Origin of the sequence: Geodermatophilus poikilotrophus (genome assembly GCF_900111455.1) — a bacterium.
Taxonomy (GTDB): Bacteria; Actinomycetota; Actinomycetes; order Mycobacteriales; family Geodermatophilaceae; genus Geodermatophilus; species Geodermatophilus poikilotrophus.
Map to the genome: position 1 here is coordinate 105,856 of NZ_FOIE01000004.1, position 21,275 is coordinate 127,130.

The 21,275-nt window shown below is 73.7% G+C and carries 18 protein-coding genes; 12 read left to right on the forward strand and 6 right to left on the reverse strand.

What is annotated here, in order from left to right; all coding sequences use genetic code 11:
• Positions 1-16 precede the first annotated feature (16 nt).
• Positions 17-415 (forward strand): hypothetical protein, encoded by a 399-nt coding sequence (locus tag BMW27_RS10420; RefSeq protein ID WP_091443471.1) that lies wholly within the window; start codon positions 17-19, stop codon positions 413-415.
• Between the two features lie 141 nt (positions 416-556).
• Here BMW27_RS10420 and BMW27_RS10425 read toward each other — a convergent pair whose 3' ends face one another.
• Positions 557-1,759 (reverse strand): MFS transporter, encoded by a 1,203-nt coding sequence (locus BMW27_RS10425; protein ID WP_091443474.1) that lies wholly within the window; start codon positions 1,757-1,759, stop codon positions 557-559.
• 149 nt (positions 1,760-1,908) lie between these two features.
• Positions 1,909-3,090 carry an alcohol dehydrogenase catalytic domain-containing protein gene (locus tag BMW27_RS10430; RefSeq protein WP_091443476.1) on the reverse strand — a complete coding sequence of 394 codons (1,182 nt, stop codon included), beginning with the start codon at positions 3,088-3,090 and terminating at the stop codon, positions 1,909-1,911.
• A 290-nt stretch (positions 3,091-3,380) separates the two neighbouring features.
• Here BMW27_RS10430 and BMW27_RS10435 point away from each other — a divergent pair, with 290 nt between their 5' ends.
• From BMW27_RS10435 to serB, 8 genes are all read left to right on the forward strand, one after another.
• Positions 3,381-4,352, forward strand: coding sequence for a M23 family metallopeptidase (locus BMW27_RS10435; protein ID WP_091443479.1), 972 nt, complete (start codon positions 3,381-3,383; stop codon positions 4,350-4,352).
• 146 nt (positions 4,353-4,498) lie between these two features.
• Positions 4,499-5,422: a cation diffusion facilitator family transporter gene (locus BMW27_RS10440; protein ID WP_091444234.1), complete on the forward strand. Its 924-nt coding sequence runs from the start codon at positions 4,499-4,501 to the stop codon at positions 5,420-5,422.
• Between the two features lie 198 nt (positions 5,423-5,620).
• On the forward strand, positions 5,621-6,580 hold the full coding sequence (locus BMW27_RS10445; RefSeq protein WP_091443482.1) for a cytochrome c oxidase assembly protein: 960 nt from the start codon (positions 5,621-5,623) through the stop codon (positions 6,578-6,580).
• Between the two features lie 281 nt (positions 6,581-6,861).
• On the forward strand, positions 6,862-7,365 hold the full coding sequence (locus tag BMW27_RS10450) for a metallophosphoesterase family protein (protein ID WP_091443483.1): 504 nt from the start codon (positions 6,862-6,864) through the stop codon (positions 7,363-7,365).
• Positions 7,362-8,603: an MFS transporter gene (locus tag BMW27_RS10455; protein ID WP_091443486.1), complete on the forward strand. Its 1,242-nt coding sequence runs from the start codon at positions 7,362-7,364 to the stop codon at positions 8,601-8,603. The genes BMW27_RS10450 and BMW27_RS10455 overlap by 4 nt, the downstream gene beginning before the upstream one ends.
• Positions 8,600-9,463, forward strand: a complete 864-nt coding sequence (locus BMW27_RS10460; RefSeq protein WP_091443489.1) for a putative RNA methyltransferase — start codon at positions 8,600-8,602, stop codon at positions 9,461-9,463. Before BMW27_RS10455 ends, BMW27_RS10460 begins: the two co-directional genes overlap by 4 nt.
• Before the next feature lie 116 nt (positions 9,464-9,579).
• The gene (gene ctaD / locus BMW27_RS10465; RefSeq protein WP_091443491.1) at positions 9,580-11,337 is read left to right on the forward strand and encodes an aa3-type cytochrome oxidase subunit I; all 1,758 of its coding nucleotides are present in this window, start codon (positions 9,580-9,582) and stop codon (positions 11,335-11,337) included.
• Positions 11,338-11,571: 234 nt separating this feature from the next.
• Positions 11,572-12,834, forward strand: a complete 1,263-nt coding sequence (serB, locus tag BMW27_RS10470) for a phosphoserine phosphatase SerB (RefSeq protein ID WP_217638114.1) — start codon at positions 11,572-11,574, stop codon at positions 12,832-12,834.
• A gap of 21 nt (positions 12,835-12,855) precedes the next feature.
• Here serB and BMW27_RS23365 read toward each other — a convergent pair whose 3' ends face one another.
• The 3 genes from BMW27_RS23365 to BMW27_RS10485 form a co-directional block, all read right to left on the reverse strand.
• A complete protein-coding gene (locus tag BMW27_RS23365) occupies positions 12,856-17,493 on the reverse strand; it encodes a hypothetical protein (protein ID WP_091443496.1) in 4,638 nt (1,545 codons plus the stop codon).
• A 151-nt stretch (positions 17,494-17,644) separates the two neighbouring features.
• Positions 17,645-18,217 (reverse strand): isochorismatase family protein, encoded by a 573-nt coding sequence (locus tag BMW27_RS10480; protein ID WP_091443497.1) that lies wholly within the window; start codon positions 18,215-18,217, stop codon positions 17,645-17,647.
• 10 nt (positions 18,218-18,227) lie between these two features.
• A complete protein-coding gene (locus BMW27_RS10485; protein ID WP_091443499.1) occupies positions 18,228-19,511 on the reverse strand; it encodes a nicotinate phosphoribosyltransferase in 1,284 nt (427 codons plus the stop codon).
• Between the two features lie 64 nt (positions 19,512-19,575).
• Here BMW27_RS10485 and clpS point away from each other — a divergent pair, with 64 nt between their 5' ends.
• The gene (gene clpS, locus BMW27_RS10490) at positions 19,576-19,872 is read left to right on the forward strand and encodes an ATP-dependent Clp protease adapter ClpS (RefSeq protein ID WP_012947530.1); all 297 of its coding nucleotides are present in this window, start codon (positions 19,576-19,578) and stop codon (positions 19,870-19,872) included.
• Positions 19,869-20,366: a DUF2017 family protein gene (locus BMW27_RS10495; protein ID WP_091443502.1), complete on the forward strand. Its 498-nt coding sequence runs from the start codon at positions 19,869-19,871 to the stop codon at positions 20,364-20,366. Before clpS ends, BMW27_RS10495 begins: the two co-directional genes overlap by 4 nt.
• Here the strand turns inward: BMW27_RS10495 and BMW27_RS10500 are convergent.
• Positions 20,305-20,661, reverse strand: a complete 357-nt coding sequence (locus tag BMW27_RS10500) for a hypothetical protein (protein WP_091443503.1) — start codon at positions 20,659-20,661, stop codon at positions 20,305-20,307. The two genes, BMW27_RS10495 and BMW27_RS10500, sit on opposite strands and share 62 nt — an antisense overlap.
• A 101-nt stretch (positions 20,662-20,762) precedes the next feature.
• Here BMW27_RS10500 and BMW27_RS10505 point away from each other — a divergent pair, with 101 nt between their 5' ends.
• Positions 20,763-21,236: a M67 family metallopeptidase gene (locus BMW27_RS10505; protein WP_091443505.1), complete on the forward strand. Its 474-nt coding sequence runs from the start codon at positions 20,763-20,765 to the stop codon at positions 21,234-21,236.
• Positions 21,237-21,275 lie beyond the last annotated feature (39 nt).

Genomic DNA, 21,275 nt, shown 5'->3' on the forward strand with positions numbered 1-21,275 from the left:
GACGGACGCTGGGGCCATGGTCGACATCGACGTCCTGGACCGGGAGCACACCCTCTCCACCGCCGTCCGGCGCTACGAGGAGCTGCGGACCCGCGACTCCCTGGCCGACCCCGACGATCCGGCCGGCCCCCGCCCGCTGGGCCGGGCCGAGGCGCTGGAGCTGCTGGCCCTCAGCGAGGTGGTCACCCGCAAGGCCGGCCGGGGGCGGCAGCTGACGGTCCGCACGGCGCGCGGTGCCGGAGCCTCGTGGGCCGACATCGGGCAGGCGCTCGGGACCACCCGCCAGTCGGCCTGGGAGGCGCACCGCCGGTGGATCGACGGGCAGGCCGCCCAGCGCGGCACCGTCGGAGCGATCGGCTTCGACGAGGACGACGTAGCGGCCGCCTGCGCGCTGGCCGGCGACAGCGCCGACTGAGCAGCCGGTCCGGTCCGCCCCGGCAGCCGCCGCTCCGCCGGGCGCCGCGTCGACCACGGCGTTCCCGCAGACGCCGCCGGCGTGTCCGACCGTGTCGCCTGCACCACCCCCCCCCCGATCAGCTGGGGGTGGGCGGCCGGTTCAGGCGGCGGTGCGGCACTCCGCGGGGACGGCCTCCGGTCCGGCGGGGGGCCGGACCTGCTCCCGCCGGTCGGCCGCCCGCACGACGACGGCGATCCCGGCGCCGACGAGGGCCAGCACCGCGCCCACCCAGATCGGCGCGGTGTAGCCCAGGCCTCCCGACAGAACCGCCGCGCCGAGGGCGGCCCCGAGGGCGTTGGCCACGTTGAACGCGCCCTGGTTGGCGGCTGAGACGAGGCTGCCGCCGGGCACCCGCGCGGCCTCGATGACGCCGTTCTGCACCACCGGGCCGAGGCCGAAGGCCAGGGTGCCGAACAGCACCAGCAGCACCACCGCGGCGACCGGGGTGCGGGCTCCCAGGGCGAACGCAGCCAGGACGACGGCGGTGCCCAGCAGGCCGACCGCGACGAAGGAGAAGCCGTAGCGGTCGCCCAGCCGGCCGCCGACGAGGGTGCCCACGGTGGTGCCGGCGCCGAAGAGCGCCAGCACCGGCGTCACCCACTCCACCGGGATGCCGCCCAGCTCGGTGAGGATCGGGCTGACGTAGCTGTAGACGGCGAACAGCGCGGAGAAGCCGACCATCGTCAGGCCGAGCACCAGCCACACCTGGCCGCGGCGGAAGGCGGCCAGCTCGGTGCGCAGGTCGGCGGGCTCGCCCAGCTCGCGCGGCAGCCAGGCCATCAGCCCGGCGATCGTGACCAGGCCGATGACGGCGATCGCGGCGAGCACCAGCCGCCAGCTGGTCTGCTGCGCGACGAACGTGCCCAGGGGGACGCCGACGACGTTGGCCACGGTCAGCCCGGTGATCATCAGCGAGATCGCGCTGGTGGCCCGCTCGGGCGCGACCAGCCGGCGGGCGGCCACCGCGCCGACGCCGAAGAAGGAGCCGTGCGCCAGCGCGGTGAGCACCCGGGCGGCGGCGAGCGTCTCGTACGTGGGCGCCACCGCCGACAGCGCGTTGCCGACGACGAACAGCACCATGAGGGCGACGAGGGTCCGCCGCGGCGGGAAGCGCACGCCGAGCGCGGTGAGGGTGGGCGCTCCCACAACCACGCCGACGGCATAGGCGGAGATGAGCAGGCCGACCGAGGGCACGGAGACGCCGAGGCCGTCGGCGATCTCGGGCAGCATGCCCATGACGACGAACTCGGTGGTGCCGATGCCGAAGGCGCCGATGGCGAGGGCGAGCAGGGCGCGGGGCACGGGGCGGCTTCAGGGACGGCGGCGCGGACGAGGTGGGGCGGACTGCGTCGTCCGGCGGGGTCCTCCGGGGAGATCCTCTGCGAGGGGCAAGGCGGCGTCCCGGGCCGGCATGCCCGGGACGCCGCGTGGGTCCGCTCACACGGAGCGGGTCAGGGGGTGAGCAGCACCTTGACCGCGCCGTCCTTCTTCTCGCGGAAGTCCGCGTAGGCCTGCGGCGCCTGCTCGAGCGGCACGTGGTGGGTGGCGAAGTCGTCGACGCCCAGCGGGTCGCCCTCGGTGAGGATCGGCAGGATGTCGGGCACCCAGCGCCACACGTTGGCCTGGCCCATGCGCAGCTGGATCTGCTTGTCGAACATCCGCATGAGCGGCACCGGGTCGGTCGCGCCGCCGTAGACGCCGGACAGCGAGATGGTCCCGCCGCGCCGCACCGCGTCGATGGCGGTGTTGAAGGCGGCCAGCCGGTCGACGCCAACCACCTGCATGACCTTCTCCATGATCGCGTCGGGGACCACCGCGGTGGCCTTCTGGGCGATGCTCGCCAGGGGGGAGCCGTGCGCCTCCATGCCCACCGCGTCGATGACCGCGTCGGCGCCGCGGCCGGCGGTCGCGTCCTGGATCTGCTGCACGACGTCGTCCTCGTCCGTCGAGCGGATGACGTGCGTGCCACGCGCGGTGGCCCGGGCCAGCCGCTCCGGGACGACGTCGGACGCGTACACGTTCTCGATGCCCAGGTGGTGGGCGATGCGGGTGCACATGTCACCGATCGGGCCGAGGCCGAGGACGAGCAGTGTGCCGCCGGGCGGGACGGCCGCGTACTGGACCGCCTGCCACGCGGTCGGCAGGACGTCGGAGAGGTAGACGAACCGATCGTCGGCCGGGCCCTCGGGGACCTTGATCGGCAGCGTGTTACCGAAGGGCATACGCAGGTACTCCGCCTGCCCGCCGGGCACCTGGCCGTAGAGCTTGGTGTAGCCGAACAGCGAGGCACCGAAGCCCTGCTCACGGTTCTGCGTCGTCTCGCACTGGGACTGCAGGCCCTGCGAGCACATCCAGCAGGTGCCGCAGGAGATGTTGAAGGGGACGACGACCCGGTCGCCGGGCTTGACCGCGGTGACCTGCGAGCCGACCTCGCGGACGATGCCCATCGGCTCGTGGCCCATCACATCGCCGACCGACATGAACGGCGCCATGACCTCGATCAGGTGGAGGTCGGACCCGCAGATCCCGCTCGAGGTGACCTCCACGACGACGTCCGTGGGCTCCTGGATCGTGGGGTCGGGGACGGTGTCCACCCGGACGTCGGCTCGGCCGTGCCAGGTCACTGCGCGCATCGGGGAGGGCTCCTCGGATCGACGTCGACGGTCTCGGACAAGGGCCTTGTGCCCCGACGTGACGTCCATCGCGCCTCGATGCGCTCCGCTGCGGCGTGTCGACCACGACCGGTCAGACGTGATCGACGCACTGTCGACGGTCAACCGTGCGCGTCCGTGATCCCAGTCACCGATCGGGGCCCTATTCCCCTGGACAAAGGTCACGAAATGGTCACGACGTGTTTACATGGCTCCCGTCCGCTTCCCCTGGACGCCGCACGACGACCTTGTCCCCTCCGGAAGTCAGGTGCATGAGCCAGCTCCATCACGACCGTCCCGTCGACGAGAACGAGGCGGCCCCGCACACCGTCCCGACGCAGCGCACGGGGGATGCGCGACCGTCGGGCACCACCCCCGAGGAGCCGCGGCTCACCGAGATCGCTGACCTCGCCGACCTCACCTGGCAGGCCGAGGCCACCGCCCGCGCCGGGATCGAGGGCGTCACCCCGCCCTCCCCGTCCCCGGCCGTGACCGGTGGACGACGGAGCCGCCGCCGCCGCAGCCGCGGCATCCCGCTGCCCACCCGCCGGCCGGCCGCCTACCTGGCCGCGGCGCTCGTCGGAGCCAGCGGCATGGGCCTGCTCGCCGCCGGCGACCGCGCCGTTGCCGAGGAGACCGACGTCGTCGAGAGCTCGTCGGTCAGCGTCGCCGAGGAGCTGGGCCTGGACGTCGGGTCGCCGGCCGCGATGCCCGAGCCCGACGCCGCCGCCCGGCTCGGCGAGCTGACCGCCAGCCGCGCCGCGCGGGAGGCCGAGCAGGCCGCCGCCGCGCAGGCGCAGGCCGAGGCCGACCGGCTGGCCGCCGAGGCCATCGCCGAGGCCGCCCGCCCCGACGCGGTGCTGCCCGTCGACGGTGCGCGGCTGACCAGCGGCTTCGGCGCCCGGTGGGGCAGGGCGCACGCCGGCATCGACCTCGCCGCGCCGATGCGCACCCCGGAGAAGGCCGCGATGGACGGCGTCGTGCTCGAGGCCGGCCCGGCCAGCGGCTACGGCCTGGCGGTCTTCGTCCAGCACGGCAACGGCGACGTCACCGCCTACGGCCACATGGACGAGATCCTCGTGTCGGCCGGTCAGGTCGTGCGGGCCGGCGACACCATCGCGCTGCTCGGCAACCGCGGCCAGTCGACCGGCCCGCACCTGCACTTCGAGGTGCGCCTCGGCGGTCTCGGCGGCCAGAAGGTCGACCCGGTGCCGTACCTGCGGGAGCGCGGCGTCCAGATCTGAGCAAGGACCCCTGCCCCCACCGCTCGCAGGCTGGCGGCGGGACCCTGCAGGGGGCCGGACCCGGGACGGGGCCGGCAGGCCGCTGGAGGTGGTCATCCGGTGCGGGACACTGGGACCGTGCAGGACGCGACGGCGGAGCGGTGCTGATGGGGCCCGGTCACGCCCACCCGCACCCGTCGGCGACCGCATCGGCCGGGTACCGCCGCCGGCTGGCCGTCGTCCTGGGGCTCACCGTCGCGGTGATGGCGGCCGAGGTCGCCGGTGCGCTCGCCTCCGGGTCGCTGGCACTACTCGCCGACGCGGGGCACATGGCCACCGACGCCCTCGGCATCGGCCTGGCGCTCGGGGCGGTGTCCCTGGCCCAGCGGCCCGCCCGCGGGCGGCGCACCTTCGGCTGGCAGCGCGCGGAGATCCTCGCCGCCGTCGCCAACGGCCTGCTGCTGGTCGTGGTGGCCGGGTACGTCGTGGTCGAGGCGGTCCGCCGGATCGGGGACCCGCCGCGGATCGACGCGGGTGTGGTGCTCGCCGTGGCGGCGGTCGGTCTGGCGGTCAACCTCGCCGGCCTGGCGCTGCTGCACGCCGGCCGGTCGCGGTCCCTCGCCGTCCGGGGCGCGCACCTCGAGGTGCTCGGCGACGCGCTGGGGTCGGTCGCCGTCCTCGTCTCCGCCGTCGTCGTCGCCACCACCGGCTGGACGCCGGCCGACACCGTCGCCTCGCTGCTCATCGCGGCACTGGTGCTGCCGCGGGCGTGGTCGCTGTTGCGCGAGGCGGTCGACGTGCTGCTGGAGGCCGCGCCGCGCGGGGTGGACCTGGACCGGGTGCGGGCGCACGTCCTCGGGGTGGACGGCGTCGTCGGCGTCCACGACCTGCACGCCTGGACGATCACCTCCGGCCTGCCGGTGCTCTCCGCGCACGTCGTCGTCAGCGACGAGGCGCTGGCCGACGGCCACGGCGGACGGGTGCTGGACGCGCTGTGCGCCTGCCTCGGCGACCACTTCGACGTCGAGCACTGCACCTTCCAGCTGGAGGCCGAGACGCACGCGGGCCACGAGGCGCCGGTCCACGAGTGAGGACTCCTCTGCCCCCTCACCACTCGTAGGAGGACCCCGTCCTCCTCGAGAAGGACCCCGCTCTCCTCACCCCTCGCAAGCTCGGGGTGAGCCTCTGAGCGGGGCCACTTGGCCCGCGGCGAGCCTCTGGACGGGGCCGCCCGGTCCCCCGTGAGTGGGACAGTGGGACGCAGGCGCACGGCAGGGCAGGAGGCAGCGGTGGACCACGGTCATCACTCGGGCATGTGGGTGCCCGCGGAGCCGCCGACCTGGGGCCGGGTGTTCCTGCCCCACCTCGACGGCTGGTCGTGGTTGGCGGTCCTGAGCCTGGTCGGCGTCGTCGGCTACCTCGGAGCCGTCGTGGTGCTGCGCCGCACGGGCGTGGCCTGGCCGTGGTGGCGGACGACGTCCTGGATCGCGGGCTGCCTCTCGCTGTTCGCGGTGACCGGCACCTGGCTCAACGGCTACAGCATGGTGCTGTTCAGCCTCCACATGGCCCAGCACATGGTGCTGTCGATGGTGGTGCCCATCCTGCTGCTGCTCGGCGCCCCGGTCACCCTGGCGCTGCGGACGCTGCCGCGCGGAAAGCGGTTGGCCGGCGTCCCGCGGGCGCTGCTGCTCGACGCGCTGCACAGCCGGGTCGCCCGGGTGCTGTCGCACCCGGCGTTCACGCTGCCGCTGTTCCTGGCCAGCCTCTACGCCGTCTACTTCACGCCCGTCTTCGACGTGCTGATGGGCAACCCGTTCGGGCACCAGTTCATGCTGGCCCACTTCACGGTGACCGGACTGCTGTTCTTCGGCCCGATCCTGGCCCAGGACCCGTGGCCCCGGACGGCCGGCCACGGCGGCCGGATGATCGAGCTGCTGCTCCCGATGCCGTTCCACGCCTTCTTCGGCGTCGCGATCCTGATGGCCGGCTCGCTGGTCGTGGAGACCTTCGCCAGCCCCCCGGCCGGCTGGGGGATCGACCCGCTGGCCGACCAGAAGACCGCCGGGAGCATCGCCTGGTCCTTCGGTGAGATCCCGACGGTCTTCGTGATCGCGCTGGTGCTGTTCGCCTGGATGGGCTCCGAGCAGCGGAAGGCCCGCCGGCTCGACCGCGTCGCGGACCGCACCGAGGACGCCGAGCTGACGGCCTACAACGAGCGTCTCCGCGCGATGGCCGCCCGGAGCAGGTGACACCGTCGTCCCACCGGACGACACGGCCGTTCCCGGCTGCCCGTGTCCCGGCCGCGTCCCGGCTCGCCTCTGTGGCTCCCAGCTCACCACTGGTCGTGAGCCCGGAGTCGCGGTGATCAGCTGATCACCGGCGAGGGCCGGCGCTGCCGGTACGGCTCGTCGCCGCAGTTGCCGGCGCCGGACGCGCGGGTGGACGCGGGTCGCCAGGGGTGGTGCGCGAGGGGGCCGGGGGGACGGGCCACGGCCGGCACGGGGAGGTGGCCGTTTGCGACCATGACCACGTGCCGGTCACCCTCGTGTTCACCGCGGACACGCACGTCCCCAGGCGTGCACGTGACCTGCCTCGTGCGCTGTGGGCCGCGATCGACGCCGCGGACGTCGTCGTGCACGCCGGCGACTGGGTGGACGTCGCGCTGCTCGACCGCTTCGAGGAGCGCGCCCGCCGGCTGGTCGCCGTCCACGGCAACAACGACCACGGGCCGCTGCGCCAGCGGTTGCCGGAGGTCGCCCGCGCCGAGATCGAGGGCATCCGGCTGGCCGTCGTCCACGAGACGGGGGACAAGAAGGGCCGCGAGGCCCGCTGTGCCGCCCGCTTCCCCGACACCGACCTGCTGGTGTTCGGCCACAGCCACATCCCCTGGGACACCACCGCCGACACCGGCCTGCGGCTGGTCAACCCCGGCTCGCCCACCGACCGGCGCCGGCAGCCGCACGGCACCTTCGTCACCGCGGTGGCCGACGACGGCGTGCTGCGCGACCTGACCTTCCACCCGGTCCAGAGGTGACGGCGGCGCCCTCCGGAGCGCAGGCCGACGCCCGCTGGCGCCACCTCGGGGTCAGCCTGGTCGGACTGGTCGCCGCGTGCGCGATCCAGAACGGGCTGCCGTTTCTCACCGTCGCCCTGCGTGCCGAGGGGCTCTCGCTGGCGGCGATCGGCCTGCTGGTGAGCGCACCGACGGCCGGCCTGGTGCTCAGCCTGCTGGCCTGGGGCGCCGCGGCCGACCGCTACGGCGAGCGTCTGGTGCTCAGCGCCGGGCTCGGCACCGCCGCGACTGCCATGACCGGCGCCGCGCTGGCCGGCACCCCGGTGGCCACGGGGCTGTGGCTGCTGCTGGCCGGGGCCGGCAGCGCGTCGGTGCACGCGGCCAGTGGGCGGCTGGTGCTGGGCTGGTTCCCCGCCTCGCAGCGGGGGCTGGCCATGGGGATCCGCCAGGCGGGTCAGCCGATCGGCGTCGGGGTCGCGGCCCTCACCCTGCCGCGGCTGGCCGCGGACGGACCCGCGACGGCGTTCGCGGCGCTCGCCGCCGGCTGCGCGGTCGCCGCCGTCCTCATCGGGGTGCTGGTGCGCGACCCGCCGCGGCCGGCGAGGACCCCGGGCGTGCCGCGGCCGTCCTCGCCCTACCGCTCGCCGGTGCTGTGGCGCGTGCACGCGGCCAGCACGCTGCTCGTCGTCCCGCAGTTCGTGGTCGCGGCCTTCAGCTTCGACTTCCTGGTGCGTGAGGCCGGCTGGTCCGCGGGCGGGGCCGGCACGCTGCTGGCCGTCGCCCAGCTCGGCGGAGCGGCTGCGCGGCTCGGGGCGGGCGCGTGGTCGGACCGGGCGGGCAGCCGGGTGGGGCCGATGCGGCTGGTCGCCGTCGCAGTGGCCGTGGTCGTCGGCGTCCTGGCCGTCGCGGCGGTCCTGACCCCGGACGTCCTCGAGCCGGCGGCCGTCGCCGCGGCCGTCGTCCTCGCGGCGGTCGTCACGGTGAGCCCGAACGGCATCGCGTTCACCTCGGTCGCCGAGCAGGCCGGCAGCGCCTGGGCCGGTCGGGCGCTGGGTGCCCACAACACCGTGCAGAACCTCTCGGCCGCCGTGACGGTGCCGCTGGCCGCGCTCCTCGTGGAGGGCGGTCCCGGCTACCCGGCGGCGTTCGCAGCCGGCGCCGTGGCGGCGGCCCTGGCCGTCGGCGTCGTCCCCGGGCGGGCGGTCGAGGCGTCGTCCCGCGGGGCCGCGCGGGCGGCCGACCCCGCGCCGAGCCGGTGAGGCGCCGTCCCTGGCCCGCCGGGGCGGTCGAGCTGCTCGCCTGCCCGGTCTGCGACGCGCCCCTGGCCGTGCGGGCCGACGACGCCGGGCTGGTCTGCCCGGCCGGGCACTCCTTCGACCGGGCGCGGCAGGGGCACGTCACGCTGCTGCCGCCCGGGCACGTGCCGCCGTCCGGGGACTCCGCGGCGATGGTCGCCGACCGGGTCGCCTTCCTCGCCGCCGGCCACTACGCCGGCGTGACCCGTGCGCTGGCGGACGCCGTCACCGCCGGGGACGACGGTCCGCCCGGCGCGCTGCTCGACCTCGGCGGGGGCACCGGGCAGCACCTGGCCGGTGTCCTCGACCGGCTGCCCGGTGCGGTCGGGGTGGTCCTCGACTCCTCCCGGTACGCCGCCCGCCGCGCCGCCGGCGCGCACCCGCGGGCCCTGGCCGTGGTCGGCGACGCCTGGGCCCGGTTGCCGGTGCGCGATGCCGCCGTCGACCGCGTGGTGGTCGTCTTCGCCCCCCGCAACGGGCCGGAGATCGCGCGCGTGCTGCGTCCGGAGGGGCGGCTGGTGGTCGTCACCCCGGCCGCCGACCACCTCACCGAGCTCGTCGGCCCGCTCGGGTTGCTGCGGGTCGACCCCGACAAGGCCCGTCGGCTGTCGGCGACCCTCGAGCCGCACCTGCGCCCGGGAGCCGCGACCGGGTACCGCGAGCGGCTGGAGCTGGACCGGGCGGCGGTCGCGACCCTGGTCGGCATGGGCCCGCACGCCCGCCACCTGAGCGCGGCGGGCCTGGCCGCGGCAGCCGCCGGGCTGCCCGAGCGGACGCCGGTCACCGTGTCGGTCGACGTCACGACCTGGACCCGGGCCGGCTGACCGGGGGCCCGGCAGGTCACGATTCGGCAACGGTCTCCAGGCGCCGGCGCCGCGGGGACCGGCGCGCCCCCGGCGTCGGCAGGAAGCCCGTCGCAGCAACCGTCTAAGCTGCGGCCGTGACGATCGCACCGGCGCCGATCGTGAGCCGGCCGAGCCCGGTTCACCAGGCGGAGAAGGGCTCGCGGCTCTCGAACCTGCTGCGGACCACCGACCACAAGACCATCGGCCTGATGTACCTGGCCACCTCCTTCGCCTGGTTCGTCATCGGCGGCCTGATGGCGATGCTCATGCGTGGGGAGCTGGCCCGGCCCGGGCTGCAGTTCCTGTCGCCGGAGCAGTACAACCAGCTGGTCACCATGCACGGCACGGTGATGCTGCTGTTCTTCGCGACGCCGCTGTTCTTCGCCTTCTCGAACCTGATCATGCCGCTGCAGATCGGCGCGCCCGACGTGGCGTTCCCGCGGCTGAACTCGTTCTCCTACTGGCTGTTCCTCTTCGGCAGCACGATCGCGGTGTCGGGCTTCCTCACCCCGGGCGGCGCGGCCGACTTCGGCTGGTACGCCTACACGCCGCTGTCCCTGGGGACTCACAGCCCGGGGGCCGGCGCCGACCTGTGGATCGCCGGTCTGGCGGTGTCCGGTCTGGGCACGATCCTCGGTGCGGTCAACTTCATCACCACCATCGCCTGCCTGCGGGCGCCGGGCATGACGCTGTTCCGGATGCCGATCTTCACCTGGAACACCCTGGTCACCAGCCTGCTGGTGCTCTTCGCGTTCCCGATCCTCACCGCGGCCCTGTTCGGCCTCCTGGCCGACCGGCAGCTGGGTTCCCTGATCTACTCGGAGGAGAACGGGGGGCCGATGCTGTGGCAGCACCTGTTCTGGTTCTTCGGGCACCCCGAGGTCTACATCATCGCGCTGCCGTTCTTCGGCATCATCACCGAGGTCATCCCGGTGTTCAGCCGCAAGCCGCTGTTCGGCTACAAGGGCATGGTCTTCGCGACCATCGCCATCGGCGCCCTGTCGCTGACGGTGTGGGCGCACCACATGTACGCCACCGGCGCGGTGCTGCTGCCGTTCTTCGCGTTCCTGACCTACCTGATCGCCGTGCCGACCGGGATCAAGTTCTTCAACTGGATCGGCACCATGTGGCGGGGTCAGCTGACCTTCGAGACGCCGATGCTGTGGTCGATCGGCTTCCTGGTCACCTTCCTGCTCGGTGGTCTGACCGGCGTGCTGCTGGCCTCGCCGCCGCTGGACTGGCACGTCAACGACAGCTACTTCGTCGTCGCGCACTTCCACTACGTGGTCTTCGGGACCGTGGTGTTCGCCGCCTACGCCGGCGTCTACTTCTGGTTCCCCAAGATGTGCGGCCGGATGATGGACGAGCGCCTCGGCAAGCTGCACTTCTGGCTGACCTTCATCGGCTTCCACGGCACGTTCCTGGTGCAGCACTGGCTCGGCGGTGAGGGCATGCCGCGTCGCTACGCCAACTACCTGGCCAGCGATGGCTTCACCACGCTGAACACCGTCTCGACGGTCTTCTCGTTCATCCTCGGCGCCTCGACGATCCCGTTCTTCTACAACGTGTACAAGTCGTGGAACCACGGTCGGCTGGCGCTGCGGGACGACCCCTGGGGTCACGGGAACTCGCTGGAGTGGGCGACGTCGTCCCCGCCGCCGCGGCACAACTTCACCGAGATCCCGAAGATCCGCTCCGAGCGGCCGGCCTTCGAGGCGCACTACCCGCACCTGATCGAGCGCCTGCAGCGCGAGGCGCACGCCGGCAAGCGACACGAGCCCTACGCCGGCGTCAGCGAGCTCGGTGGTACTGGCGGTCGCCGGCAGGGGCCGAACGACCCCGACCCCACCTGAGAGAGGACCCCGTCCTCCCCACCCCTCGAGAGAGGACCCCCTGCTCCCCGCCACTCGCACGCTCGCGGCGGGACCCTGCAGGGGGCCAGCGGGACCCTGGAGGGTGGCCGTTCCCGTACCTCACCTGCGACGCCCCGTCGGCTCCGGCCGGCGGGGCGTCGCCGCGTCCGAGGGGCCAGCCTCGCCCCGGACCGGTGACAGGGCAGCGGCCGCCGGTGCGGGAGGATGACCGCCGTGCCGCTCGACCCCGCTCTCCGCACGTCGCCGAACACTGCGTCCGCCCCGCGGGCGCTGCTCACCGTCTCCGGAGGCGACCGGCCGGGGGTCACCGCGCGGCTGTTCGCCGCCCTGGCCGGGCCCGGCGGAGGGCTCCCGCCGGTCGAGGTGGTCGACGTCGAGCAGGTCGTCGTCCACGGTCAGCTGGTGCTCGGCGTGGTCGTCGGGGCACTGCCGGCCGAGGGTGGGCCGGTGGCGGAGGAGCACTTCCTCGCCGCGCTCGAACGACTGGCCGCCGACGTCGCGGAGGCGACCGGGGTGCAGGTGCAGGTGGAGTCGGCCGCCGACGCCGGGCTGGACGCCGCCCCCGACGGCCGTCCGCACCACGTCATCCTGCTCGGCCGCCCGGTGTCACCCGAAGCCGTCGCCGGGGCCGCCTCGGCCATCGCCGGCATCGGCGGCAACATCGAGGCCATCCGCCGTCTCTCGGACTACCCGGTGACCAGCTTCGAGCTGACCGTCTCCGGCGCCGAGGCCACCGAGCTGCGCACCGCGCTGGCCTCGGTCGCCTCGACCAGCAACGCCGACATCGCCGTCGAGCAGGTCGGCCTGGCCCGCCGCAGCAAGCGGCTCATCGTGCTCGACGTCGACTCCACCCTCGTCCGCGGCGAGGTCATCGACGAGCTCGCCGCCCGCGCCGGGCGGGCCGCCGAGGTCGCCCGGATCACCGCCGCCGCGATGAACGGGGAGCTGGACTTCGCCCAGTCGCTGCGGGCCCGCGTCGCCGCGCTGGAGGGGCTGCCGGTCGAGGTGCTCGACGAGGTCCGCGGGGCACTCGTGCTCACACCCGGCGCGCGCACGCTCATCCGCACCCTCAAGCGGCTCGGGTTCCGCTGCGGCATCGTCAGCGGCGGCTTCACCCAGATCACCGATCCGCTGGCCGAGGAGCTCGGCCTGGACTTCGCCGCTGCCAACACCCTCGAGGTCGCCGACGGGCGGCTCACCGGGGGCCTGGTGGGGGAGATCGTCGACCGCGCCGGCAAGGCCCGCGCCCTCGCCCGCTTCGCCGACCGGTACGGCATCCCGCTGGACCAGACCGTGGCCGTCGGCGACGGCGCCAACGACCTGGACATGCTCAACGCCGCCGGGCTGGGCATCGCCTTCAACGCCAAGCCCTACGTGCGGGAGCAGGCGGACACGGCGCTCAACCAGCCCTACCTCGACGCGGTGCTGCAGGTGCTCGGCTTCACCCGTGACGAGGTCCTCGACGCGGTCCCCTGAGCCGGTCCCCGCCCGTTCGGCTCAGGGCTGCGCGAGCACGTCCTCCACCCATCGCCACAACCCGGCCGCCACCTCCCACACGTCGATGAGGTCGGCGATACCGCGGAGTACGAGGAAGGCCACGACCAGCAGACTGACCCGCTTGCCGAAGCGCGTCAGCACCTCCTGGACGTCGCCGACCATGCTCCCCGAGAGCGTCTCCGTGTCGCCGCCGCCGGCCGGACGCTCGGAACCCACAACCTGCGACAGGCTCAACACGGCCGCGCTTATCAGCTCGGCGCCGATGATTCCTAGGCCCGCCGCCAATAGGCCGAGGTTCACGTCCGGCCCGCCGAACAGGCTGCCGACCGAGCCGACCAGAACCGCGCAGACGACGATCAGTGAGGCCGTGGCAACCTCCCGCGCCACGAGCAATCGGCGCAGTGACGCCAGGCCGCTCTCTAACGTCGGCCGTCCTGCGGTGGGCCGGTAGGCCTGATTGGCGCCGCGCAGCCGCGAGGTCCACCGCCCCGGTGCGGTGGCCGTCACCGCCAGGCGTCGGGCCCACAGCGAGTACACGACGAGGTACACGGCCCCTGTCACCAGGCTCTCCCCGAGGGCATCCAGCCGCCCGCGCAGGACCGCCCCCGTCGCCAGAGCGGCGAGGAGTGCGTAACAGTGGGCCGGCCACCTTTCGGGTACGGGTAACGGGACCATCGAGGGGACGGCGTGGCCGGCGTCCCCTCCGTCCTCGGTCCACTGCATGGAACTGACCGGCAGCCGCAGCCGGAACAGGCCCCGGGAGAGGATGACGGCGACGCCGAGGAGCGCCGGGACGATGACCGCGGTCCCGTGCTGGCGGCCAAGCGCGGGCAGGGCCACGCCGAGGACGAAGACGCCGATGAGGGCGGCCGGGACGTGGACGCGACCGACGTTCTGAGCCGTCCACACCAAGTTCCGGACGACAACGGCAGCGGCCAGGAGGACGGCAACCACGACCGCGTCCCGCGCCCAGCCGCGCGTGGGTTCGGCCGCGTTCGCAAGCCAGATCGAGACGGTGATCGCCGCGAGCAGAGCCAGTATTCGCTCGGCCGGCGAGTTGCCCACCACATCCCCGTAGCCGCGCGGCAGCCATCCGACGAAGGTGGCACCGAGAGTGGCGACGAGGGCGGGGCCGAGGACGGAAGCGGCCCCCAGCATGCCGCCGGACAGTGACAGGTCGAGCAAGCGTCCCCAGCCGGTCGACGACACCGGCCCGCCGACGTGGGCCATGGCGAGGAAGAGCCCGACGGCGACAGCGGCGGTGACGGTGAGGACCCCGGCGGCTAGCCGGGGCGCACCCAGCCGGGCCGTCGCCCGCCGCCACATGACCTGCGACCGGGTGCGGACTCCCTTCGGGCGTCGGGCGACCACCCCTTGCGCGTTGAGAAAGTCCAGAAAGTCCCGAACCGTCCGGTCCACCTTGCGCCGGCGCCAGGGCATCGGACGGAGACGGACGGGGTCCTTCCGCCACCGGTCCATGGCTTCAGCCACTCCCTCGGGGGTGGACATGGCGGCGAGCGGCGTGGCGTCGAGCAGCGCGTTGAGCGCGGGAGCGACCTCCTCAGGCCGCGGCCCGCGGCGCGCGTCCCCCGTGTTGGCCAGGGAGTCGAGGAAATACCGGACCAGGGTGTCCCGTTCGCCGGACGGTCGGTGGTCCAGATCGTCATCCGCCGTCGCCGGCGGGGTGAAGCGGCGAGCGAAGTCGGTGACCTCTCCAATGGAGGGCGGTACGTACACGCTGGCATCCCGGGCGGTGAAGAGCGCGTCGAGCACCGCCGGATCAGCCCCCTTCCGCAAGTTCACGACGAGCTGCTTCACGAGATTCGACTCGTGGACCTTCAGGAGGTCTTCGGTCCCGGCGCAGTAGGCGCTCTGATGACGCAATGCGCTGAGCTGGCGCTGGGTGACCTGAAAGCGGAGCCGTTGGAGTCCGTCGTTCACCGCGTCCGAGGTCTCGGTGAGCGTCTCTGAGACGATGGACACCGGGTCGCGGCCACGCGTCTTCCGCGCGGCGGCATCCGCCAGCGGCACAGCGGCAACCCGCTCCTGGAAGCGTCCCACGGCCCGGCTCAGCCCCTCCGACAGCGCCTCCAGGTCCGCCGCGGCCGGGGCGCCGGGCGTGACGGGCAGCCGGACGGTGCGGACGACTAGGCCCCGCAGTTCCTGGAGTATCTGCGTCGTCTCGTCCGGGTTCTCGGCGGACGGGGCGACCTGGGCGGTGTCCGGAACTCGCACCGGGGCGCCCAGTCGCTGCGCTAGCCCTTCCCGTACCCATTCCCGCGCATCCGCCCAGGAGAACCGCGGACCGGGGGTGCCGGCTCGGGCCCATCCCGGAGGGAGGCACACGTGGGCCGGTGCCGGCGCGGCACCGGACAGCCGGTCGACCCGCGCGCGGAGTACGGCTAGGACCTGCAGCCCCCACGCAGCCGCCGCTGCGGCGTGGTGCTGTGCCGTGAGCTCTTCGGTGCGCCGCACGTTCTCGCGCATCGCCTCATCCAGCCGATCGACGAGGTGGGTCGTGATGATCTGCTTCGCGGCCTCCCCCGCCTGGCCGAGCACGCGCACGTGCAGTTCGTCGGCCGGACCATCGAGGCCGAGGGCGCCGCCCACCTGGGCCGCGATGCGCGCGGCCTCCGGCTGGGTGACCGTCTCGGTGCCGAGGCTGGGTAGGTGATAGGCGATGAAGGTGGTCGCGATGTGCTCCAGGAAGGGCCTGCCGAACAGGGAACCGTCGGTGTGCTCCTGCGCGGCTCGTCGCCAGCCCTCCAGCATGCGGTAGACGTCACCGTCGGCCCGCTTCGCCGTGACGTTGCCGGCGAAGCGTTGCAGTTTGAGCTGGCGGAGTGACCGCTGGAGGGAGTGCAGGCCACGGTCCATGGTCCGGGACTCGACGCCGCGGCGAGGCCAGGCCCGGCCGACTCTGGCCCCGAGGGGGATCAGGCTGACCAGGTCGTCGTCGGGGTGATTGCAGAAGTATGCGGTGTAAGGGTTGCCCCGCCGACCGACTCGGCCGAGCAGTTGCCGGTCGTGGCGGGGCTCGCTGCTGTGACCGAGCAGGATGAGCAGGCTGCCACCGTTCTCCCGGGCTCGTTCGTCGAGCGGGATGTCCACGCCCCGGCCGGCCTGTCGGGTGGAGACCAGCACTACGGCGGGCCGTCCGGCATCCTCGAACTGCCTCTCCTGCGCGGCCGACTCGCCCAGCGCCAGTCGGACGTCCACGTCTTCGGGCAGGGTCTCCCGCAACCGGCTGCAGAGCTGGTACACCGTGGGTTTGGCCGAGGCGACCACGAGCAGCGGCCGGAGGGGGGCCTCGCGGGCGGCCACCTGCTCGATGTGCTCCTCCGCGTCAGCCAGTGACGGGAAGTAGAGATCCGGACGGCGACCGTGACGTCGCTTGTGCCGCGGGCGGATGATCGCCAGCGGCAACTGGGCTAGTAGCAGGTACTCGACGGCCTCGTCGACGACCGTGCCGGACGTCCCGGCGAAGTGGTCGAATCCCAGGAGCGTGTCCAGGCCTGAGGTGACGTGGATCGCCTGCAAGTGTGGCGGAACCATCAGGCCGCGGGCGCTCGCGAGAGGCGCCACCCAGTCCGGGGTCACCTCCGGGCGGCGCCAGCCGCTCTGCGGGTCCAAGGGGACGACCCGGTGGTTGATGATCTCGTAGTCCCTGCCCTCGACAGCCTCGAACAGGCCGGCGTAGGCGAGTTCGATGTCGCGGTAGAGCCCCAGGTGCTGGGCTTCGTCGAGAAGGGTCCCGGACACGTCGCGCACGTGCTGCTGACCAGCGGCGGTCAGGTACACGCGCTTGATGTTGGGATCTCTTGCACGCTCGACGTGCCGGTCGCCCAGTTCTCGTGCCAGGGAGGCGGCCAGACGCCAGTTCTTGGTCCGCGCGGACACGGCCCGAGTGATCCGGTACGTGTCCGACTCGGCGTCGAGGAGGATGGCGTCGACCTCGTCCACCAGTACGGCGGCGGCCCGCAGCGAGCGCTGGTCGGTTCCCGGCACCAGGTCGTCATCGAGCTTTCGGAAGACGAGGGAGTTCGCCGTGGTGTAGACGACGCGCGCATCCCAGGTCCGCCAACCGCGGGCCTCATACCCCTTCGGCAGGGCGGCGCCGACGGAGATGCCGAGCGCGGTCCAGTACGGGGCCGTCTTGGCGGCGTCCCGGATGGCCAGGTACGGGTTGGCCGTCACCACGTAGACCCGGTCGTGCCGGCGAAGCAGGGCTAGTGCCGCCACCATCAGCGCAAACGTCTTCCCTTCTCCGGTGTCCATCTGCACGAGCGAGCCGCGCATGAGGTGGGCCGCGCACTGGACCTGCTCTTCGTAAAGCGACGTGCCGCGTGGGGTCCCCTGCGGAGGAAAACGGCGGAAGGCAGCGCAGGCCAACGCCAGGGCCTCGGCGTCGCGCTCGTCCAGCCGCTGACCGATCAGCCGGTAGCGACCGGCGTCCTCCTCGGTGGGCACCGCGGCCTTCGGCGCGTGGACCAGCCGGTGACAGGCCTCGCGGAGCGCGGCGTCGTTCAGAGCAGCGTGGCTCGCTGCCAGCTCCAACGCCCGCCGGGCGGTGGACTCCCCGTTGAAGCCGCTCAGGGCCTGCGTGATCGTCCCCACCAGGAACCCGAGCCGGCTCATCGCTTCCCCCAGGCGTGCAGACCCCACCGCGCGGGGGTTGTCAGTGGTCGCGGAACCGCCCCCACCGTCCCTCTCCCCGACGGCGGGAGGATAGGCGGCTGGCAGGGCGCGCAGAACCTTCCAGCGTCCGCCTGCGCATCGCCCGGAACGGTCAGCCCTCGGGGATTTGCTCCTCCAGGCGCACGCCAGCCGTGCGCAGCTGCTCCAGCGCGGCGTCGGTGGTGGCCTCGCTGACGCCGGCGGTGAGCGGCAGCAGCACCCGCGTCGCGAACCCCTCGGCGACGGCGTCCAGCGCGGTCGCTCGCACGCAGTGGTCGGTGGCGATGCCGACGACGTCGACGGCGTCGACCCCGTGCGCGCGCAGCCAGTCGGCGAGGGGCACGCCGTCCGACACCCCCTCGAAGCCGGAGTAGGCGGCGGCGTGCTCGCCCTTGTCGAACACCGCCTCGATGGGCTCCCGTTCCAGTCGAGGGTGCAGCTCGACGCCGTCCGTGCCGACGACGCAGTGCGCCGGCCACGTCTCGACGAAGTCCGGTTGCTCGGCGAAGTGGCCACCGGGGTCGACGTGGTGGTCGCGGGTGGCCACCACGTGCGCGTACTCGGCGGCGTGCGCGCGGACGTGCCCGCTGATCGCGGCGGCGACGTCCGCGCCACCGGCGACGGCGAGACTGCCGCCCTCGCAGAAGTCGTTCTGCACGTCCACGACCACCAGGGCGCGGGTCATCTCGTCCTCCTCAGGCCGTCAGTGTCTCGATGGCGCAGTCCCCGCGGGACAGCGCGAACGCCTCGGCCGGCATCGCCCCCCGCGCCCGTTCGTGGTGGGCGCGGGCGGCGGCCAGCGCCTCCCGTGGAGTGGCCGGCGCGCACAGCTCGCCGCCCCGGACCAGCTCGACGAGCAGCGACCGGTCGCCGTCCCGCGGCAGGACCGGCTCGCTGGTGACCACCTCGGCGGTCGCCGTCCCGGAGGCGTCGTGCCGGCGGACGGCGGACTTGCGCCCACCCACCGAGTTCTTGCCCTCGGAGCGCTTGGCCACCGGGACGCCGTCGCGCTCGACGAGCTTGTAGACCATCCCCGCGGTCGGCGCCCCGGAGCCGGTGACCAGCGAGGTGCCGACGCCGTAGCCGTCGACCGGGGCGGCCATCAGCCCGGCGATGGCGAACTCGTCGAGGTCGCTGGTGACGATGATGCGCGTGCCCGTCGCACCGAGGGAGTCGAGCAGCTCGCGGGCGTGGGCGGCCAGCGTGGGCAGGTCGCCGGAGTCCAGCCGGATGGCGCCGAGCTCCGGGCCGGCGACCTCGACCGCCGTCCGGATGCCCTGGTCGACGTCGTAGGTGTCGACCAGCAGCGTGGTGCCGACCCCGAGGGCGGCGACCTGGGCGCGGAAGGCGGCGGCCTCGTCGTCGTGCAGCAGCGTGAAGGCGTGCGCGCTGGTGCCGGTCGTCGGCACCCCGTAGCGGTGGCCGGCCTCGAGGTTGGAGGTGGCGGCGAAGCCCACCAGGTGGGCGGCCCGGGCGGCGGCGACCGCGGCGTCCTCGTGCGTGCGGCGGGAGCCCATCTCGATGCAGGGGCGCTCGCAGGCCGCGGCCACCATGCGGGCGGCGGCCGAGGCGATCGCGCTGTCGTGGTTGAGCACCGAGAGCACCAGCGTCTCCAGCAGCACCCCCTCGGCGAAGGGCGCGCGGACGGTGAGGACGGGGGAGCCGGGGAAGAACAGCTCGCCCTCGGCGTAGCCGTCGACGTCCCCGCTGAAGCGGAACGAGGCCAGCCAGTCCAGCAACCGGGAGTCGGTGAGCCCCTGCTCGCGCAGCGCGGCGAGGTCCTCGTCGGTGAACCGGAAGTCGGGGAGCGCCTCCAGCAGCCGGCCGGTGCCGGCGAGCACGCCGTAGCGGCGGCCGTGCGGGAGCCGCCGGGCGAAGACCTCGAACACGCAGTCGCGGTCGGCGGTGCCGTCGGCCAGGGCCGCGGCGACCATGGTCAGCTCGTACCGGTCGGTGAGCAGGGCGGGACCCGTCGGCATGGTCCCGGAGCCTAGGCGGGGCCGCCGGGGGCCACCGCCCGGGACGGTCTCCTACAGTGGAGCCGTGGCCGGACCACTCGCGCCGACACGGACGCCGGAGGAGACCGTCGAGGAGCACGGTGACCTCGACCGGCCCTGGGTCACCATCGTCTGGAACGACCCGGTCAACCTCATGACCTACGTGACCTACGTGTTGCAGGAGCTGTTCGGCTACGACGAGCCGACGGCGACCACGCTGATGCTGCAGGTGCACGAGGAGGGGAAGGCCATCGTGAGCTCCGGGCCGCGGGAGCGCATGGAGCACGACACCAGCCGGCTGCACGCCTACGGGCTGTGGGCCAGCTACCAGCGCGACGCATGAGGCCGTTCCGCCGCAGGGGGCACGAGCTGCTGGCCCGGCTCGAGCCGGCCGAGGCCCGCATCCTCGCGCTGCTGCTCGACCAGCTCGAGCAGCTGCTCACCGCCGACGCCGAGGACGTCGCCGGCGACCCGGTGCTCGACCGGCTGCTGCCCGCCGGTCACCGCAGCGATCCGGAGGTGGCCGCCGACTACCGCGAGCTGACCGAGTCCTCGCTGCGGGCGGGCAAGGCCGATGACCTGGCCACCGTCCGCGCCGGCCTGCCCCTGGACGGCGGGAGCGTCCGCCTCGACGCCGAGGAGGCGAGCGCCTGGCTGCGCACCAGCAACGACCTGCGGCTGGCGTTGGGCACCCGGCTGGACATCCGGGAGGACACCGAGCCGCCGGAGGACCTCGCCAGCGAGGAGGGCCAGCAGCTGGCCGTCTACTACTGGCTCACCGGGCTGCAGGGGTCGCTCGTCGACGCACTCGCCGCCGGGCGGGCCGGCCGAAGGTGAGCACGACCAGCGCCGCGAGCAGCAGGTCGAGCAGGAAGAACACCGAGACCAGACCGGGCATCTCCAGGTCGCGCACGATCGCGCCGACCGCGCACACCAGGACGACGAGCGAGAGCACCGCGACCAGCAGCAGGGTGAGCAGCTGGATGCCGACGACCAGCACGAGCGCCACCCGGTCGGCGCCGACGGCACGGCCGTAGTACCTGCTGCGGCGACGCAGACCCCGGGCGCCGCGCACCAGTGCGGGCATCGCGAGCAGCAGCACACCGGCGACCATGAGCAGCTCGAGGACCACGAACGGGCACCGTATCCGAGCGAGGACCCCTGGCCTCACCCCAGGACAGCTCGGGGCAGGACCCTGCAGGGGGCCGTCGGGGGCCGCCTAGACTGGCTCCCGTGCTGCGCATCGACCGCGCGACCTACGACGCCATCGTGGCCCACGCCCGGGAGGACCACCCGGACGAGGCCTGTGGCGTCGTCGCCGGCCCCGAGGGCAGCGACCGCCCCGAGCGCTTCATCCCGATGCTGAACGCCGCGCGGTCGCCCACGTTCTACGAGTTCGACTCCGGCGACCTACTGCGGCTGTACCGGGACATGGACGACCGGGACGAGGAGCCGGTGGTCGTCTACCACTCGCACACCGCCACCGAGGCGTACCCCTCGCGCACCGACATCAGCTACGCCTCGGAGCCGAACGCCCACTACGTCCTGGTCTCCACCCGCTCCCACGGGAGGCAGACCGGCCTGGCCGGCGACGAGGTCGAGTTCCGCAGCTTCCGGATCGTCGACGGCACGGTCACCGAGGAGGACGTCGAGGTCGTCGAGTCCTACCTGTTCGGTCACTCGCCGACCACCGTCGTCTACGACTGAACGAGGACCCTCCTGCTCCCCGCCGCTCGCGAGCTCGCG

Excerpts from the sequence above, each read along its gene's own strand:
- BMW27_RS10420 (WP_091443471.1), top strand. The coding sequence starts at position 17 with ATGGTCGACATCGACGTCCTGGACCGGGAGCACACCCTCTCCACCGCC.
- BMW27_RS23365 (WP_091443496.1), bottom strand. The coding sequence starts at position 17,493 with ATGAGCCGGCTCGGGTTCCTGGTGGGGACGATCACGCAGGCCCTGAGC.
- BMW27_RS10485 (WP_091443499.1), bottom strand. The coding sequence starts at position 19,511 with ATGCCGACGGGTCCCGCCCTGCTCACCGACCGGTACGAGCTGACCATG.
- BMW27_RS10430 (WP_091443476.1), bottom strand. The coding sequence starts at position 3,090 with ATGCGCGCAGTGACCTGGCACGGCCGAGCCGACGTCCGGGTGGACACC.
- BMW27_RS10435 (WP_091443479.1), top strand. The coding sequence starts at position 3,381 with ATGAGCCAGCTCCATCACGACCGTCCCGTCGACGAGAACGAGGCGGCC.
- BMW27_RS10495 (WP_091443502.1), top strand. The coding sequence starts at position 19,869 with ATGAGGCCGTTCCGCCGCAGGGGGCACGAGCTGCTGGCCCGGCTCGAG.
- BMW27_RS10440 (WP_091444234.1), top strand. The coding sequence starts at position 4,499 with ATGGGGCCCGGTCACGCCCACCCGCACCCGTCGGCGACCGCATCGGCC.
- BMW27_RS10480 (WP_091443497.1), bottom strand. The coding sequence starts at position 18,217 with ATGACCCGCGCCCTGGTGGTCGTGGACGTGCAGAACGACTTCTGCGAG.